This is a genomic window from Myroides sp. TSA_177.3, from assembly GCF_052691955.1.
In genome coordinates this window covers 182,827-200,167 of the sequence record NZ_JBQZGD010000006.1, presented here as the reverse complement: position 1 = coordinate 200,167, position 17,341 = coordinate 182,827, and the positions used below count along the sequence as shown (strand labels likewise).

The window sequence follows — 17,341 nt, the reverse complement described above, 5'->3', positions numbered from 1 at the left end:
ATGAAAAAAGTTCCTGTTTCGGGTGCTCCATCAAAACCAGCCCATTGTTTACGGTACAAAGCTCCCATAGATACAGCATCCTTTGATCCTGCATAAGCCGGGTTCACAACACTCATGTTATACATATACTGCGTGTATTGTGGGTTCTGTTGGGCTTTCACTTCAAGGCAACTAAGCAAACTCAGTACTCCTAATGTTAAATATATTTTCTTCATATACGGTTTAATTTTTTTTGGAACAACTGTGTGTTTTCCACACACAGTTGTTATTTATATTAATAATTAAGTTGTACCCAACCTGATTTCATCTCACCGTTGGCAACAATGATATAAAAATAGGTTCCTGATGGTAATTTATTACCCGATTTATCTTGTCCTTTCCATTCACTATGATATAACCCTTGGGAATACACTTCCATTCCATTTCGGTTAAAGATCTGGATTTTTGAAACTCCGTGTTCACTCAAATCAAAGGAATCATTTATTCCATCGCCATTTGGTGAAATTCCCTTCGGAATTGCACATTCTTCAAAATCGACAGTAAAACTACTTTGATCCACACAAACAGCTCCTTTTTTACCTTCATATGTAGCTAAAATATAAATGGTTTTTGGTTCATAGATGATTGTTCCTGCTGGTAATTCTTCACCTTCTCCATTTGGCAACGTATAATATTTGTTATGCTCAGATAAGGCAGGTAATGGGTAAACCTCACATTTCAATACCATATCTGCTATTTGATCTGCAACAGGATGTGCCACAATCTCTAATACAAATTGTGATTGACCAAAACATCTATACGTTTCTTCTTCTATTTCAACTTCTTTAGGGTCATTAGCTTCAGTTTTTGTATTCTTAATAACATTCTTATAAACCGTTTTATCGCTCTCTTTATAAATAAAGATATCATGAGTACCTATCTTATCAAAGGTAGCACCTCCTTCATACTTGGTTCCCTCTCCATATGGTTTCGTATAATACGCTTCTCCTTCCGCTAATTCTGGGAAAAGATAAGACCCACAAACCGTTTTATCTTCTGAAGTTGTCACCTCGAAAGGTTTTGCCACCCCAATATTAAATGAACCGAACTCCACACATTCTGTGATTTTATTCGTCATTCTAACATAAATAGTTTTCTTTGAACCATTGTATTTAATCTTATGATTCATTGGGTTTATCTCAGCATCCCGCTCTTCCTCAGTTTCGTAGAACTTTATATCATATCGTTCTATATTAAGATCACCTAAAATACCTGGGTAAGCATCTGTCAAATCAAAAATATTGTCCTCTCCTGGTTTTCTTGCACAATCAATCAAGTCTTTCACCTTACCTACTACGAAGTCCTCTTTTAGAAATACAAAATCCTTGCTTAAAACAGTTTCTTCCCCACAAATTTCATACCTAGCCTTAGCAGTATATTTTACTGTTTTATCTACATCAATGCTAACTTTTCGTTCTGAAGAGAAGAACTCTCCATCTTTTTCCCATGAGAATTCTGCCGTTGATAAACCATCTGGAGTAAAACGCCAAGCCTCTCTTTGAGCTGCCCAACGACCTGTATTACGCCCTGGAGGCGCTATTCCTTGCGTACCATCAGCATTTTGGATTCCAATAATAGCATTTCCATTCCAACTATTACAATCCGCATTCCTATTTTTTACATAAACCTCAATGATATTGGTTCCTTCGTACATTACAATCTGAGAAGTCTGGGTACTTCCTTCTATATCGTTTCGATCATATCCACAGCTGAACATTCCTAATTGATATACATTAAAGACCAATGTTCTACAAGGGGCTTTACCAATAATCTGATAATTGATTGAACGGCTTAGAGGAGATCGACCAAACACAATATCAGGATCTGTATCTTGAAATACTCCCATAATAGCATTCACGTTAGGCCCATGTGACAGATTCGATCTTCCTGGATCACTCGGAATAGGGGACACTGCATTATATGCTGCTCCTCCAGTAGCTGCTCCTCCATTTGGTGTATAACGACCACCTGGCACAACGTCTTTAATACTGAAACTAATCGTTCCATTTGTATTAATTAATATTTTATCGTAGCTATTCCCATAAAAACAGAAATCAAAACCAAGATCAATAACATCCGACCATCTATCATCTACTGTAAGCTCAATTGCATCTCCTCCTTTGAATGGGAAAGGTGGACGATAATCAATTGACTCTACTTTGTATTTACTTGTCTGTAAAATATTATAATACGACGCACCTAATTCAAAGTTAAACGTTCCTTTCTCACAAATTACATAATCACCATCTTCATTTTTTTCCAAGCCTTCAATTTCTGAAAATTCAATCTCTGCCTCTACTTTCGCACACCCTGGAGGTGGAATAAAGGAGATAACACCTGGTTTAGACCATTGCCTTTTGTTCGTTACATCACATAATGGACGTACAAAAAATTTATAAAAACGGTCTTCTGTATTCGTTGGATCTGGATCTATATAAGTATACTTAGGTTCATTTACAATAATACCTTGTGTTCCAACACCTGGCACTGTTGTATCATCTAAACCAATTATAAATACCTCCCATTGTGTTTCAAGTCCATAAACATCCCAAGTTAACAATGAACTTTGAGGAGTTGCCCCTGCGATAGGTTCTGATTGAAGATTTCTAACCCCCGGACAAGAGCCCTTTACCATTTTTATGTTATCAATTGCAGCTGGAGGTTGAGTTCCACCACTACTATCTTGTATCCATTCAAAGACTAATCGCATTGTGGTTTCTTGAAATCTACTGATATCAATATCTACAGCAGTAAACGTAATAAAGTTTCCTTCCTGATTAAAAGAACCTCCTACTTGCATGCGATTTACTTCTGTAGTAATTGGCATTCCAAGTATAGGAACATAGGTTCTAGGAACTAACCAAACTTTAAAATAATCACGTTTAATATTTGTACCATCTCCCATACAACGCCAATCAAAACTAATATCTGTTTCGCCCGTTCCTCTTGGAATTCTAATATCACGATAAGCATGTGTAACCAACGACCCAGTAACATTATATGAATTAGTCACCCCCTCATCTTGAGTAATATACAATGATTTGGCCCCGCCATTGTTTACAGCCGAACCGACAATCCATCTATTTACACCTTTCTTAGGAGTATCTTTGCCCTCTTCCTTAGGAGCATTATTTTCCCATTCATCCTTGCCCTCAAAATTCTCACTATAAGGAAACGTAGCAGGTAATTGACCTGTATTAACTTTTAAAGGAATCCAAGTACTTTTACTATCATCTGAACAAATTGTTCTAATCCAAATATAATAGTCTTTCATTGGATCTAATTCCTCCAACTTATAAGGTCTTTGAGTAGTAATAATACTCTGCCCCTCTTCTATTTCATCACTAGGATATGCATACGTCTCACTATAATAAATCTCGAATTTATTTTGTCTTGGTATTCTATCCCAAGTAAGCATAACTGATGTTCCAAATGTTTCTACAACTCTAAAGTTTGCTGGAGCAACACACACTTTTGCTTCAACTGCTAAATTATCAATTGCCGCTGCTGGTTGGTTTCCTAGACTACTATCCTGACGCCATTCAAATACTAAGCGTACAACACCTCCTGCAAATGCAGTAGCATTAAAAACAGACACATTTGGTATAAATTTTTCTTGTCCATTATAATACGCTTTTCCTACTAAAATTCTATTTGTCAGAGGATCAGGTGCATCAATTTGAATTCCTTCTGTAGGAACGAAGTTTTGAGGTACCGCCCATACTCTAAAGTAATCAGATGAGATTATTTGTCCGAGACAGCGCCAATCAAATCGAACATTCATTTCTTTTGTTCCTTCTGGAACATTAAAATCCTTATATACGTGAGAAACCTGAGTTCCTGTTACATCATATGTATTTGTTCCCCCGTAATTTTCACTAATATACAACGCTTTCGTACCACCGTTATTCGCTGCTGATCCGATAAACCATTTATTTTTTGAATCATTTTTCTTAAATTCAAAATTAGTGGTCCCTTCAAAATCTTCACTATACGGTAAATTAGTAACTTTCATATCAGTAGCCAATATTTTTGGCCCTTCCCAAGCACTCCAATTGTTTTGTCCACATTTTGCGCGTACCCATACTAAATACTGTGTTCCAGGATTTAAATTAGTAAAACTATAGGTTGTACTACTTGTAGATATGGGATTTAATCTTCCTAAATTATCCGTAAGAGGTGAAGGTAATCTTTCTAGAAAAATGCTAGGCTGTTCTGTTAAAGCTACTTCATAAAGTTCCGCACCTGAAGCAGCCCAAGTAACTTTTCCTTTTGTTGAAGTAATATCAGATATTCGAATCGTACTACTTTCAACTTTTTTACAGAAGTAAGACTTAATTTTTAAATTATCAATCGCAGCAGGAGGATTCTCCCCGTCGCTAGAATCCTGTTTCCATTCAAAAACAATACGCATCGTTTGCCCTGCAAATGGAGCAACATGAACATAGGTTCTCTCATTCAAGAAAACGGCATTGTCATAATACTGACTTCTTCCAATTTGTTTTCTATTTGCGTTAGCTGTAATTTGTGATCGAACCGTTGGTGTATAAGTTGCCGGAACTAACCATACTCTTAAGTAATCTTTTAATCCAGGTTGCCCAATACAACGCCAATCAAAGCTAACTTCTAAATCTTCTGCACCTTCAGGGATAGCAACATTCATAAATGCATGTGAAACTTGAACACCAACATTATTGTATGTATTGTTTTGCCCTCCATCTTCACTTATATAAAGTGCTTTTGTTCCACCATTATTTACAGCATTACCAACATACCACTTATTATTTGTATCATTAACAAAAGTAAAATTCGTATTTCCTTCAAAATCTTCATTAAAAGCTGTGGAAAAAGAAATGCCTTCATCATATAAAGAATGTTGATTATTTGCACAATTAGCACGAATATATAACACATAATCTGTAAATCCATTTAATCCCGTTACATTTACAATAAAAGGATCCGTTGCTCTAGTGGTAATCGTTTCCGATTTTGCTAAGCCTGTTGCACCTGAACCTGGATTACCAGATGTTCGTACTTCATAAGTGAAAGATGTCGTTGTTGTTTGTGGTATAATAGAAAAACTAACGCTATTTGATTCTACTCTGGTAATTGAAGCATGAATACCATAACATGTTATTTCAGGACCAAACATCATTTTAATATTTGGTCTACTTGAAACAAAAGACAAATTACCTGATGCACTGGTATTATCTACTCTAAGTGTCAAGTGTTTATTTGTACTTTCGGATGCCTTGATTAGTAATCCTTCTGTTTCATCTATTCCAGCACCTCCTGTATTCGTTTCTACTAACACCAAGACATTTTTAGTTCTATCTTGGTAGTTAAAACTGCGATCCAAATTAATTGTACGATAGCCCGTAGAACCTTTAGGAGTAAAATTCCCATTGTATACTAAAGTAGCTCCCGTTGTCAACGTTGCCCAATCAGCAGCAGTTAAAGCGGCTGTATCTACTACTTTTAAATATATTTTCACAGGTCTACTATCACCCAGCTTTCCAATATCCCAAGCTAATTTATTAATAAAACCGGTTTGATTAATTTCAGCTGCAGTATATAATGCTGCTGAACGTTGATAACCGTAATAATTTGACAAAGGATACTCTTGAGCAATGCTACCTGTGCCAATCGTTATTTCTTGTCCGTAGCTGAAATAAACACTCAGCAAGAAAAAGAAAAGCACTGTAATTCTTTTCATGTGTATTCGTTTTAGGTTAGTTACTGTCAAATATATAATTTTTTTTATATTAATATTAACAAAACGTAAATTAATATAAATCATATTATCACCTTATTTTAAATAAAAAAAATAGAATATAGCAATTCATTATAAATATAAAATAATTTTCATCATATTCAAAAACGAAATATTCAAGCGAAAGTCTCTGTTTTATTAACATTTCTTAATTTTTCCAGTCGTTTTGTTTAACTACAAAATCCTTGTTGCCGTTGTATTTCTAAAAGCTTTCACGCATTCAAATCACAAACTCTTACCGGACAAAAACCATCAACCCATATTTTTTTACTAATTTTGTCTACATAGACAATAGTTATATGATTGAAAGAGACGAAATAAATTTTGAAAGATCTGTTATTGTAGGTATTATCAATAGAGATCAAGATGAAGCGAAGTTGAATGAGTACTTGGATGAGTTAGAGTTTTTAACTATTACAGCAGGTGGAGAAGTACACAAGCGTTTTAGTCAAAAATTAGATCAGCCCAATGCGAAGACTTTCTTGGGAACGGGGAAAATGGAGGAGATCAAATCGTATATTGTCGAACACGATATTCACACGGTAATATTTGATGATGAACTTTCACCTGGTCAACAAAAAAACATTACTAGAATACTCGACTGTAAGGTCTTAGACCGAACCAACTTAATTTTAGACATTTTCGCTCAACGCGCACAGACTTCCTATGCGAGAACACAAGTAGAACTCGCTCAATTTCAATATTTACTTCCTCGTTTATCAGGAATGTGGACCCACTTGGAAAGACAGCGTGGAGGTATTGGAATGCGTGGTCCTGGAGAGACAGAAATTGAGACAGATAGACGTATTGTTCGCGATAGAATTACCTTGTTGCGTGAAAAATTAAAAGTAATTGACAAGCAAATGGCTTCTCAACGTAGTAATCGTGGAGCTATGGTTCGCGTGGCACTTGTTGGGTACACCAACGTGGGTAAATCGACGTTAATGAATGCCATTGGAAAAAGTGAAGTTTTCGTTGAGAATAAACTATTTGCGACTTTAGATACCACCGTTCGAAAAATTGTTATTGGCAATTTGCCTTTCCTTCTTTCTGATACTGTTGGATTTATTCGCAAACTTCCAACGCAATTAGTTGAGTCGTTTAAAAGTACGTTAGATGAGGTTAGAGAAGCGGATTTACTCCTGCATGTAGTAGATATCTCTCACCATGATTTCGAAGATCACATTGCCTCAGTCAATGATATTCTAAAAGACATCAAAAGTGATGATAAACCAACCATCATGGTATTTAATAAAATTGATGCCTACCATCCAGAAGTGATTGCAGAAGATGATTTAATGACAGAACGCACCTCTCGTCACTATTCAATTGAGGAATGGAAGAAAACATGGATGAACAAAGTAGGTGTAGATAATGCCATTTTCATCTCAGCGACCAACAAGGAAAACTTTGAGGAATTTAGAAAAAAAGTATATGAGACCGTTCGTCAAATTCACATCACTCGATTCCCTTACAACAATTTCTTGTATCCTGATTTCGATCATTTAATTGAAAATGAAGAAGATAAAATTTAACTTTTATTTTAGAGTACAGCAAAGATAAAATGTAGTACTTTTATTCTTCCGTTTAATCAAACGCCAATTCGTTATGCTTATATCAATCTTAACTAATACTAATTTCTCTTCAAATTTGAATTGCATCTGCACTTCGAAGGGGAATTTCTATGGATTGAGAATAGGCTAATATTTATATTATTTATTCAACGTTTAAAGGCTCCTCATTCGAGGGGCCTTTTTTTATTTATAACATTTAACAGGTACCATTATGCGTAAAAAAGAAATTTTACAGACCGAGAAATCCATTGCCTTAATTAAACAAACCTTTGCTGCAAAACTAAGCGAAGCACTAAATTTGTATCCCATTTCATCTCCTATGCTTGTCAATGAGGGGACAGGAATAAATGATGACTTAAATGGTGTTGAAAAAGCAGTTTCTTTTCCTGTAAAATTTTTATCTACTAATGCTGTAATTGTACACTCTTTAGCCAAATGGAAAAGAATTCGCTTGCAAGAGCTTGAATTACCGCTTTATGAGGGGATTCTAACGGATATGCGTGCCATCCGTGCCGATGAAGATTACAGTCCTATTCACTCTATTTATGTAGATCAATGGGATTGGGAATTGAGAATAGCACCACACAACCGTTGTTTAAGCTATTTAAAAGCCATTGTACGCCATATTTACCAAGCGCTAAGGGAAACTGAAGCTACGGTCTGGCAAGAGCTTCAGATTGAGCCTATACTTCCCGAAGCGATTTCCTTTATCCAGGCAGAACAACTCTTGCAACTCTACCCGACATTAAGTCCAAAAGAAAGAGAACAAGCCATCGTCAAAGAACACAAAGCTGTTTTCATTGTGGGTGTAGGCCATCCATTATCCGATGGGGTTGCTCACGATAGTCGAGCTTCTGATTACGATGATTGGAGTACGGCTACAGAAGATGGATACCGAGGATTGAATGGTGATTTGCTCGTTTGGCATCCCGTTTTAGAGCAAGCTGTTGAATTGAGCTCGATGGGAATACGCGTGGATCAGGCCACTTTGCTACACCAATTAGCACTCACTCAAACCAGTAGTAGAATGAACTTGTTGTATCACCAATTGGTCATACAGGATCAAGTTCCTTTGAGCATTGGTGGTGGAATTGGTCAATCGCGACTTTGTATGTTTTTATTGCGCAAGAAACACATTGGCGAAGTCCAAGTTAGTTTATGGCCTACAGCAGTTCGAGCCCAAGCAGCGCAACAACAGATTTACTTATTGTAATAGCAAAAGGGTTGTCTATTGAAGACAACCCTTTTTTATTAGTCTTTCACAATTTTCACTTCTTCTCCTTGATTGGTTTTTAAAATATACATGCCTTTTTTCAAATCAGACAGGTCCATTTTAATTTCGTCTTGCTTCGCTTTTACTTCTACTTGTTTCACCACTCGTTGGCCTAAATCATAAACCGTAAATTGTGTAGCCGTCGTATTTCGTATGGAAATAGTACCACTTACTGGGTTTGGATACACTACGAAGTTTTGAGATGGATCAAGACGATTTACGTCGATTTTATCTAGACAATGATTAAATGGGTCATTAGGATCATAAGGTTTATATTGACCCTCTTCCCAACTATAAGTGTAGATGCAACACCAAGTACTCCACTCCGTACAAGGTGCTTTTACTCTCAATCGTATAAGCTTAGCACCAAGGGTTTCTGTCATTATAAATAAAGTTCTGCCTGTCATATAAGGTTCATTAACTTGAATACTATAAATCTGTCCAGTAACTAATCCTTTAATATACGTGTTTTTAGAACAGTACCCATCATAAACAAATTCAATAGTATAAGGACCTCCAACATCATCCCATTTTAAATAACCATTAGGACCTCCAATTCCAGTATATTCATCATGCTGAATATCTAAATTTAGTCGACCTGGATGAGTAAAACTAATATCTACGCCTGCATTTGTAGATTCAGCTTCTAACAGGTAGGTATACCCAATGGTATTAGTAAAGGTAGCCTCTACTTTTACCTCATATCCACCTATAGGGAGTGGAGTAGGAAATGTTATCGAATAACTGAATGTTCCTCCGCTAAAATGATTTAAACCGATGTTTGAAGGATTAATAAGAACGGGATTACCATTATTATCTAGTATCTTTACGTTTGAGCTCGTGTAGGTAGTACCACGTGGGGCATTGTAAGTTCCTGTAATCTCTACTTTTTCTGGGTTGCAAATATTATCATTTGGATTCAAGTCAATAAATCCAAATTGAGATTCTTTACAAGGATCTCCCATTCGGATGTTATCTAAATACACCACTCCTACATCGCCACCTAATCCACAATCTGCAATCACAAACTGAACTTTGATATCTTCTCTGTTCACATATTCTTCTGGAATTACAATCGTTTGGCAATAAAAATCTTCCGTATAAAAAAGTTGATTGTTCACTTTCGTCAAAATCAAATCATTTAATGAGGCTTTGGCACAAAAAGGAACGGAAGATATAATATTATTATTTACGTCTAATAAACGGACCGTAAAAAAGGGTTGTACATCATCCTGTGTAATATGAGGCGAATTTAAAACAGCCAAATAATCAAAACTGAGGTATTTAGATGTAGGTCTGAAAGTTTGGGTGTAAGAGGTGATGTCTTGTCCTCCGCCTTGATTGTTTAAACGAAGGGAAAACTTACCGCCATTTGGACCTACACAAGGATAAGCAATACCATAACTGTTTAAAATAGGCTCATTAATTGCAGTCATAATGGATGCTTTTGCAGCGGTATTATTCAAGAGGCTAGGTGGAGTAAAAATACTGCCAAAAGTAACACCGATATTACATTGAACGACATTAAACACACTGCTATTCTGATTTCGGTATACTGCAGCGTTCAACGAAATAGAAGCTGGGCCTTGCTCAAAATCATTAATCATCTGCGCGTAACTTCCACCAGAGCAGAGCAACAAAAATAAAAGTAATAAATTTTTCTTCATAATTGGTTATTTTCAGTTAAAAACAAACGTCAATTTATACAAAAAACAACAAAAACAAACACATTTATTTCAATACACTTGAAATTTTATTTTATTTATCATAAAATTAATAAAAACAAATATTCCTGGAAGCAAATGAAGATTTGTCCCCACTATTTGATACATGTGGTATAAAAGCTTACAATTCACCTTATATGTCCAATAATTTTTTTGAATAATAAAAAAGGGACTGTCTCGAAAAGACAGTCCCTTTTTTATTATTCTTGTACATTCTACAATTAAAACGTATAGTTTACTCCTAAACCAATCATTTCTCTTAACTGGAAACCTTGGTATGCTTTATCATCGTAAATTGCTTGGAAAGTCAAGTTTGTAGATAAATACTTGTTCACTTTCAAAACAACATTCAATTGATAATCTAATACAACATTTTCTGGTTTTTCTAAATAGTTAGAATACAGGTTTAAGATGTTCTCAATAGAAACATTTTCCATTGGGTTAAATTTGTAGTATCCATTAACTGCCATACCCAGTTGGTACTCCATTGTTTTACCTTGTTCCACCCCAAAAGCATCACCAAATTCAGTAAAATGCTTGTGAACCATGATAAAACGAGAAGTTGCTGGCGCAATATTTACTTTTAGGTTGTCATCGTGTTTCCACAATAAACCAGGTCCTATTTGTAAATAAGCTGGTGACATAAAGTGTGTATTCTTATTCCCGTCTTTATCCCAACCAGAATCCATCTGTGTTTTAAAGTTCATGAATAATGAATAATACCACTTGTTTGTCATTTGCTTACCAAGTAAAGAGGTAATTTCTAAACGGTCATCCGTTTTCTTTTCTTTTTCCCCTTTTAACTTCGTTAGACCATAACTAACTTGAAACTTGTTGTCCCAAGTCCAATCGTCTTTCTTGTAATTCAAATCGTAATTCAAGTTTACATTTCCAGCAAGGTTATTGTCCCCACCTGCTTGCCAATTTGAAAAACTAGACTGATTTGCAATAAGAGCAAAATTCCCTTTTGAAGTCCAATTTTTTTGCACTTCAGTACCTTCAGCTTCCTGAGCTTGTGCGGAATACAACATAAACACAGCAGCAATGCTAAGCAAAAATTTTTTCATAATACTGTTATTTTAACACGAAAATAACAATAAACTGCGGAAAAGACAAAAAAAAATTACTTTTTTGCTAAACGTTTGTAAACGGGTACAGCTGAACAAGCTTCACCAAACATGACTGATCGCGCTGTATTCATCATCAATTGTGTTGCTAGAACGTATGCTTCCTCTGGAATCTCTTTCTTTGAGCAACCCTTGATAATCACAGGCAGGTCCTGATATTGGCTGTAATCTATCGCAAATAACAACTCTTGGTAAATCGAATTTTCTAAATGGTGTTTATCTCCCAAGAAAACGCGTTTTGCAACTGGTTGTAAATAACTCGTTAAAAGCATATACGCCCAACCTGGTAATATGGCATCTGTTGAGCAATATAAACCAACGTAAGCATCTTGATAGATTGACCAATCAATCTCTTTTAGAGCCGCTCTGAAGTCTTTCTCTCGTAAAACAAAGCCTTCATATAACCACTGAGCAATATCCACTTCCATCCTTGGGTTAGTTGGATACATATCCTCCAAATCAAAGACTTTCAATGCACTATTGGCAACTTTATTTACAATTTCTCCTTCCATATTATAATAATCCCAACTCTAATTGTGCTTCTTCACTCATCAAGTCTTTAGACCAAGCTGGCTCAAAAGTCAACTCAATCTCAACATTGTTCACATTATCTATAGACTTAACCTTCTCCTCTACTTCCATTGGTAGCGTTTCTGCTACTGGACAGTTCGGTGATGTTAAAGTCATCAAGATTTTAACGTCATGGGTTTCATTGACAAATACGTCATAAATCAACCCTAATTCGTAAATATCTACTGGAATTTCTGGATCGTAAATTGTTTTTAATATTCTTACGATATTTTCTCCTAATTGTTGTACGTCTATTTCTTCCATACTAAAACTCTTTCTTTGAATTAAAATTATTGGGCTTGAAAAGCCAAAGCATACATGCGGATTTGCTTAATCATCGAAACTAATCCGTTGGCACGTGTTGGCGATAAATGTTCTTTCAAACCAATTTCGTCGATAAAAGACAAATCTGCTTCTACGATATCCACTGGTTTTTGATTGGAAAAAACACGAATTAAAATGGCGATAATTCCCTTGGTTAAAATAGCATCGCTATTCGCAGTAAACACAACATTTCCGTTTCTGTTTTCGGCGTGTAACCACACTTGAGATTGGCAACCTTTGATTAAATTTTCCTCTACTTGATACTTGGCATCAATTATAGGAAGTGATTTTCCCAATTCGATGATGTACTCATAGCGTTGCATCCAATCCTCAAACATGGAGAATTCGTCCATTATTTCTTCTTGTGCTTCTCTTATAGTCATATTCTACTAATTTCTATGTTGGATTAGGAAAGCATTTGTTGGGCTTTGCGCACTGCTTCCACTAAAATGTCAATTTCTTCTTTTGTATTGTAAAAACTAAATGATGCTCTAATCGTTCCTGGAATACCGAAGAAATCCATGATAGGCTGTGTACAGTGATGCCCAGTACGAACTGCAACTCCAAGCTTATCCACAATTACCCCCACATCATACGGATGTAATCCTTCAATATTAAATGAAATCACCGATGTTTTATTTTCGGCTGTTCCTACAATATGCAATCCTTCAATTTCTAACAAACGCTGTGTTCCATACGTTAAAAGTTCATGCTCATAGGCTTGTATGTTATCAAATCCCAATTGATTTAAATAATCCAATGCATATCCTAAAACAATTCCTCCAGCAATATTTGGAGTTCCAGCTTCAAATTTATGAGGCAAACACGCATAGGTTGTTTTTTCAAACGTCACGGTTTTAATCATCTCCCCTCCTCCTTGGTATGGAGGTAATTTATTCAACCAAGCTTCTTTTCCGTATAGTACTCCTGTTCCTGTTGGTCCACATATTTTATGGCCCGAGAACACGTAGAAATCACAATCTAAATCCTGTACATCCGGTTTAATATGCGGTGTTGCTTGTGCTCCATCAATTAAAACAGCAGCTCCCACAGCATGTGCTTTCGCAATCATCTCCTTGATGGGATTAATCGTTCCTAAAGCATTTGAGATATGAGAGACAGCAACCACTTTGGTATTTGGCGATAATAACGCATCATAGGCCTCCATAATCAACTCCCCTTTTTGGTTCATTGGGATTACTTTTAATGTCGCACCAGAGCGTTCACATGCAAATTGCCAAGGCACAATATTAGAATGGTGTTCTAAAGCCGAAATCAATATTTCATCTCCTGCTTTTAATAATGCACCAAAACCATTAGCAACTAAATTAATTCCGAAGGTTGTTCCTGGTGTAAAGATGATCTCATGATCTTCTTTTGCATGGATATGATGTTGTACTTTTTTTCTCGATTCTTCATACGCATCTGTAGCCAATTGACTTAACGTATGTACTCCACGGTGGATATTTGCATTAATAGTTTCGTAATACGTTTTGATCGCTTCTTCTACCACTTTCGGTTTTTGAGCTGTAGCAGCATTATCAAAATATACTAAAGGCTTCCCGTTTACCTGTTGTTTCAGGATCGGAAAATCATCTCTAACTGCTTTTATATCTAACATAACCTGTCTTTTTTAATCAAAAATATAGACAAAGATAGTGAATCCCATCGGTTTGCAGAAAACAATCTATTCGCAATACAATGACTTATTTTTTAAAAATTAGGCGTATTATTTGCCAAAACACCCTATACCCTTTACTTCTAAATCGAGATTAATAAAAACTCTACGGCGAAATACTTTAAATAGTAGAAATAAGGAATTTACATTTTAATACTATTTTCACATCTCCATCCTAAGGAATCCTTTTCAAGCAAAATGCAAAAAATAAAAAAAGGGGCTTACTCTTTTTTTATGAGAGACAGCCCCTTTGCTTTTTTATTTCGTCAAAGACTATTTTTTTGCGTCTTTTTTAATTTTTTCTTCTACGCGTTTTACACGTTTTTCACTATCTGGATGGCTAGAAGACATTTTAGATACAATCGATTTATCTGTTCCGTATTCTTTCTCCATATCAGCAAATTTTTGGAATCCATCTGCTAATGCTTGTGGATCTTTTTTATGTGCTACTAAGAATTTGTACGAATAATCATCGGAATCCGATTCTTGTTTTCTAGAGAAACTAGCACCCATAAATTGTTCTGCCATTCCTCCTAAATTAGAATTCATGATATCTGCAGCTGTTCCTTTTGTAGAACCTACATATTTAGTTGCTGCTTCTGCGAGTAAAATTTGCTCATACGCTTTTTTCGTATGCCCTAACTTCACATGTCCAATCTCATGACCGATAATCGCTAATAATTCATCATCTGTCATAATATCCATTAAAGAAGAAAACACGCGAACACTACCATCTGCACATGCAAACGCATTGATATCGGTTACGTAGTACACTTTGTAGTTTAAATCTAAACCATCGTAATTTTTATATGGTTTAAAGATACGATCCAAACGCTCCGCGTACTCACGCATGTCTTTTTGTTTCGAATTTAACTCACAAACCTGATTGTTTTCATCCATCCATTTCACTGCTTCTCTAGCAGATTGCTGAATTTCTTCATCAGACACTGTAAAAGCAGAAACCGCTGTTGTCAGTGCATCAATTTTTTTTCCACTCAATTTCCCTAATTGAGCTTGTGCTGATGCCATTCCTAAAAATGCCACAGCTAGAGTAAATAAAACCTTTTTCATCGTTATTTTTTTTATACCCCAAAGATACTGCAAAAAAAACATCTTTTTCGCTCTCATTATTATGATATTGACAAAACGCGAGGAAGCCCATCTTCTTCTTTTTTAGTTTCTAGGAAAGCGCAACTATTTCCTTCTATTTGCGTTTCCTTTTTTTTAACATAATTGCCTTGTATCCCTCACACTATCTATTATTTAAAATTAATCTTAATATATTTTGTTTGATTTGAAAAAGTCCTATTTTTGCCTCTATTCAGATTTAATTAAAATAAGAATCCTGTATGAAAAGAACTGCCCTTTTAGTCCTACTCGCATTATCAGTTGTTGCGTGTAAAAACAGCAAAGAAGAGAAAGCTGTTGAGACAACTACCACAGAAGTAGCTACTTCGAACGAACGTATTGTTTCCTTAAATGGAGCAATTACAGAAACTTTAGTTGATTTAGGTCAACGAAATAATATCGTAGGAGTTGATGTTACAAGTACCTATCCAGCGGATATGAATACTACAGCTACCCAATTAGAGCACGTAAATAAAATCAATATTGAAGCTTTAATGGCGTTAAAACCAACCCTTGTTTACGTTGCTAAGAAGGATTTAAATGAGAATTTGAAAAAGCAATTAGAAGATGCAAACATCAAATTAGTTATCATTGATCAAGATTTTTCAATTGAAGGAACAAAAACGTTAATTAAAGACATTGCAGCTTCTTTAAACGTGAAAGACTATGAGGGGTTATTGGCTAAGATTGACCAAGATCAAGCGCAGTTAAAAACCTTTGAAACTAAACCAAAAGTTCTTTTCATTTATGCAAGAGGTGCTGGTAACTTATTTGTTGCTGGGGATAAAACGCCGATGCAAAACATCATTGAATTAGCAGGAGGACAAAATGCAGTAACAGGATTTGACGATTTCAAACCCCTTACTCCAGAAGCTTTATTAAACAGCAACCCAGACTATATCTTGATGTTTGACACAGGATTACAAAGCATGGGTGGTGTTGATGGTGTTTTAAAAATTGAAAGTTTAAACCGCACAAACGCTGGAAAAAACAAAAAAATAATCGCAATGGATGGTTTGTTATTAACGGGATTCACTCCTAGAGTTGGAACTGCAGTTACACAATTAAATCAATTGTTATCAGAATAAGGGAAATAACATGCAAAAAAGACTCTCTTTTTATCTAGGCACCTTGAGTATTGTATTAGTGGGTATGGCAGCCGTGTCTATTTTTTTAGGAGTTTACAACTTTGAGGATAGTAGCCTAAACACCATAATTAATTTGCTTTTTCATCCCGAAAAAGTAAATTCAAGTGATCAATATGTCATTACACATGTGCGATTGCCTCGTATTATTATGGCCGTTTTAGCGGGTGGTGGTTTAGCGTTATCGGGTACTGCGTTACAAGGGATGTTCAAAAATCCCTTGGCATCGCCAGATTTAATAGGAATTACTTCTGGTTCGGTACTTTTTGCTTCCATAACCATCGTTTTAGGCGCCTTTATCAAACCGTTTATCCCTGAATTTCTCCACTATTCGCTTTTGAGTATCATGAGCTTTATTGGAGCTATTCTCACGATGAGTTTTGTCTATAAAATGTCCACAGTAAATGGCAAAACCAACATCAGCATCTTATTATTATCTGGGGTTGCTATTACAGCACTTTCAGGCTCTATAACAGGGTTGTTGACTTTTGTTTCCAATGATGAAGAATTGAGAAACTTAACCTTCTGGACTTTAGGTAGTTTAGCTGGTGCAACGTGGACGAAAATAGCGATTTTAGCAGTTGTTATTGGGGTTTCTTTATTTTATTTACTTAACTTAGGCAAAGCATTAAATGCCATGATGTTAGGTGAACAAGACGCCAATCATCTGGGTATAACAGTAGAGCGCATCAAGAAAAGAATTATTCTGTTTTCAGCCCTAATGGTAGGTACCATTGTTGCTTTTACAGGAACAATCGGTTTTGTTGGCTTAGTAGTACCCTACATCTTGCGGTTAATCTTCAAGTCGAACTATTACTTTATTCTTCCTCTTTCTTTCCTAGCAGGAGGTATTTTACTGCTACTGGCAGATGGAGTAAGTCGAACATTAGTTCCGCCAACTGAAGTTCCTATTGGAATCTTGACTGCAATTATGGGAGCTCCTGTTTTCATTGCTATTTTAATTAAATTCAAAAAATCAATGTAAT

The 17,341-nt window shown here is 35.7% G+C and carries 13 protein-coding genes; 4 read left to right on the top strand and 9 right to left on the bottom strand.

The genetic code is table 11. The annotated features are described in order from the left end of the window. On the bottom strand, positions 1 to 215 hold a 215-nt coding region (locus ACUTSE_RS08485), incomplete at its 3' end, for a type IX secretion system membrane protein PorP/SprF (RefSeq protein WP_445639892.1). A 59-nt stretch (positions 216 to 274) separates the two neighbouring features. Then, complete coding sequence (locus ACUTSE_RS08480; RefSeq protein WP_445639891.1) at positions 275 to 5,755, bottom strand: T9SS type B sorting domain-containing protein; 5,481 nt, start codon at positions 5,753 to 5,755, stop codon at positions 275 to 277. A 356-nt stretch (positions 5,756 to 6,111) separates the two neighbouring features. Between ACUTSE_RS08480 and hflX the strand changes: the two genes are divergently transcribed. After that, positions 6,112 to 7,347, top strand: a complete 1,236-nt coding sequence (hflX, locus tag ACUTSE_RS08475) for a GTPase HflX (protein ID WP_445639890.1) — start codon at positions 6,112 to 6,114, stop codon at positions 7,345 to 7,347. Positions 7,348 to 7,597: 250 nt separating this feature from the next. Beyond that, positions 7,598 to 8,599: an aspartate--ammonia ligase gene (gene asnA / locus ACUTSE_RS08470; protein WP_445639889.1), complete on the top strand. Its 1,002-nt coding sequence runs from the start codon at positions 7,598 to 7,600 to the stop codon at positions 8,597 to 8,599. Positions 8,600 to 8,637: 38 nt separating this feature from the next. On the opposite strand, the gene ACUTSE_RS08465 is transcribed toward asnA, so the two are convergent. The 7 genes from ACUTSE_RS08465 to ACUTSE_RS08435 form a co-directional block, all read right to left on the bottom strand. Then, positions 8,638 to 10,326 carry a T9SS type A sorting domain-containing protein gene (locus ACUTSE_RS08465; protein WP_445639888.1) on the bottom strand — a complete coding sequence of 563 codons (1,689 nt, stop codon included), beginning with the start codon at positions 10,324 to 10,326 and terminating at the stop codon, positions 8,638 to 8,640. Positions 10,327 to 10,604: 278 nt separating this feature from the next. Next, complete coding sequence (locus ACUTSE_RS08460; protein ID WP_445639887.1) at positions 10,605 to 11,450, bottom strand: DUF3078 domain-containing protein; 846 nt, start codon at positions 11,448 to 11,450, stop codon at positions 10,605 to 10,607. Positions 11,451 to 11,506: 56 nt separating this feature from the next. After that, a complete protein-coding gene (locus tag ACUTSE_RS08455) occupies positions 11,507 to 12,022 on the bottom strand; it encodes a DUF2480 family protein (protein ID WP_002988783.1) in 516 nt (171 codons plus the stop codon). 1 nt (position 12,023) lies between these two features. Then, the gene (locus ACUTSE_RS08450) at positions 12,024 to 12,344 is read right to left on the bottom strand and encodes an iron-sulfur cluster assembly protein (RefSeq protein WP_002988779.1); all 321 of its coding nucleotides are present in this window, start codon (positions 12,342 to 12,344) and stop codon (positions 12,024 to 12,026) included. A 26-nt stretch (positions 12,345 to 12,370) separates the two neighbouring features. Beyond that, on the bottom strand, positions 12,371 to 12,787 hold the full coding sequence (locus tag ACUTSE_RS08445; protein ID WP_002988777.1) for a SufE family protein: 417 nt from the start codon (positions 12,785 to 12,787) through the stop codon (positions 12,371 to 12,373). Positions 12,788 to 12,810: 23 nt separating this feature from the next. Further along, positions 12,811 to 14,025, bottom strand: coding sequence for an aminotransferase class V-fold PLP-dependent enzyme (locus ACUTSE_RS08440; protein ID WP_115092115.1), 1,215 nt, complete (start codon positions 14,023 to 14,025; stop codon positions 12,811 to 12,813). A 330-nt stretch (positions 14,026 to 14,355) separates the two neighbouring features. Then, the gene (locus ACUTSE_RS08435) at positions 14,356 to 15,153 is read right to left on the bottom strand and encodes a M48 family metallopeptidase (protein ID WP_445639886.1); all 798 of its coding nucleotides are present in this window, start codon (positions 15,151 to 15,153) and stop codon (positions 14,356 to 14,358) included. 278 nt (positions 15,154 to 15,431) lie between these two features. On the opposite strand from ACUTSE_RS08435, the gene ACUTSE_RS08430 reads away from it, so the two are divergent. Together ACUTSE_RS08430 and ACUTSE_RS08425 are read left to right on the top strand one after the other, a co-directional pair. Next, positions 15,432 to 16,298, top strand: coding sequence for a heme/hemin ABC transporter substrate-binding protein (locus ACUTSE_RS08430; protein ID WP_445639885.1), 867 nt, complete (start codon positions 15,432 to 15,434; stop codon positions 16,296 to 16,298). A 10-nt stretch (positions 16,299 to 16,308) separates the two neighbouring features. Further along, the gene (locus tag ACUTSE_RS08425) at positions 16,309 to 17,340 is read left to right on the top strand and encodes a FecCD family ABC transporter permease (protein WP_002988767.1); all 1,032 of its coding nucleotides are present in this window, start codon (positions 16,309 to 16,311) and stop codon (positions 17,338 to 17,340) included. Position 17,341: the final 1 nt, after the last annotated feature.